Source organism: Halomonas sp. 3A7M (assembly GCF_014897875.1).
Taxonomy (GTDB): domain Bacteria; phylum Pseudomonadota; class Gammaproteobacteria; order Pseudomonadales; family Halomonadaceae; genus Vreelandella.
Window position 1 is genome coordinate 1 of the sequence record NZ_JABUZD010000011.1, and the last position, 1682, is coordinate 1682.

The following is a 1682-nucleotide window of genomic DNA, read 5'->3' on the forward strand; positions in this document are numbered from 1 at the left end:
ATCGAGTAGGAAGGGGAGTCGCCTCCCCTGTCCTCTCACACCACCGGGCATACGGTTCCGTACCACGGCGGTTCATGAAGAACGGTTAAGCCCTCTTACCGTATCCAGTACCGAGATCAGTCCCTGGTCGTAAAACCATTTCCTCGGCAGGGCCTGGTTCATGTGCGATGCCCCGGCGTTCCACCAAGGACCTCGACCATTGCCTGCCGATTTCCAAGCTCGGGGCGCGTCCAGGCCCAGCCCTTGAAGTTTCCGGCGACGAGTCGCTGAACGTTTCCATTGCCGCCAGATTAGGCCGCGTAAGCGGCGACGTATCCATTGATCCAGCGCTTCCAAGGGCCGTTTCACATCAACAAAGCTGAAGTAGTTGGCCCATCCACGCAGGACTGGCCCCAACTCTTCGATTATCCGTTGGGTGTTACGCCCCCTGCCACGCTTCAGGATCTCACGAACACGCTGCATCATGCGCTTCAGACTTGCCTTGGCCAGCGTCAACTTCGGCTGCTTGTGCCAAGTGAGACGGTAGCCCAGATAGCCGCGTTTCCATGGCCGATCCACCGCACTTTTCGTGCGGTTGACCGTCAGCCGAAGTGAGCTCTCGAGATACTCACTCAAGCTTTCCATGACACGCTCGCCTGCCCGCCGACTGTTGACGTACACCTGAACGTCATCGGCGTAGCGGCAGAAGCGGTGGCCTCGGCGTTCCAGCTCCTTGTCCAGATCGTCCAGCAGGATGTTCGCCAGTAGCGGGCTGAGTGGTCCGCCTTGGGGTGTCCCCTGTCGCCTCGGCGTGGGCAAGCCGTGTTGGAACATACCCGCTTCCAGATAGCGGCGGATCAGGCGCAGCACGCGCTTGTCATCAACGCGCCGCGCTACCCGTGCCATCAGCAGGTCGTGGTTCACTCGGTCGAAGAAGGCTTTCAGGTCAAGGTCGACCACCCAGCGGTGGCCAGCGGTAACATGGGCCTTCATGGCCGATACGGCCTGCTTGGCGCTGTGTTTGGGGCGGTAACCGTAACTCGACGCGGAGAACTCCGGGTCGAAGACCGGCATGAGCACTTGTGACAGCGCTTGCTGGATCAGTCGGTCGGTGACCGTGGGTATTCCGAGCTGCCGCACTCCGCCTTTAGGCTTGGGGATCGTGGCTGCTCGAACTGGACTCGGGTGATACGCATCGGCCAACAGCCGCTCACGCAACGTTGGCCAGTGCTGTTTTAGGTGGTCAGCCAGTTGATGCACCGTCATGCCATCGACACCCGGTGCACCTTTGTTGGCAGCCACCTTACGGTAAGCTCGCTCCATGTTCTCCGGGTCAACGACCCGCTCCATGAGCGAGGCTGACTCCGCTTTCGTCCACGATAACGACGCCGGGACCGTCTCGACGCCCACCGGCTGGGGCGCGGAGTTCTGCTCCTGCCCCTCTGGGTGAGTGACGGTATTAGCGTCATGGTCTGTCTTCATGATCGATCCTCGAGACGTTATCGCCTACTCGCGGTTCTTCATGTTCGGCCCTTGGTGCCGTAGTGAACCGGCACTTACTATGGCCTCGGCTGACGTCTGGTAACCCATCCCGTCGCCTCTCGACGCCGGTAGCACTGTGGCAGATCACCAAACCTCCCAGGGTAAGACGCGCGACCTCCCCCAGTGTCAGGATGAGTGTCGCACCCTCTGATACCCTGTTC

At 60.6% G+C, this 1682-nt stretch carries 2 protein-coding genes; both read right to left on the reverse strand.

From position 1 onward, the window contains the following. Positions 1–72: 72 nt before the first annotated feature. A complete protein-coding gene (gene ltrA / locus INT19_RS00560) occupies positions 73–1461 on the reverse strand; it encodes a group II intron reverse transcriptase/maturase (RefSeq protein WP_192539937.1) in 1389 nt (462 codons plus the stop codon). Next, a partial coding sequence (locus INT19_RS19305; protein ID WP_226924402.1) for a hypothetical protein occupies positions 1445–1682 on the reverse strand: 238 nt, incomplete at its 5' end. The genes INT19_RS19305 and ltrA, both read right to left, overlap by 17 nt.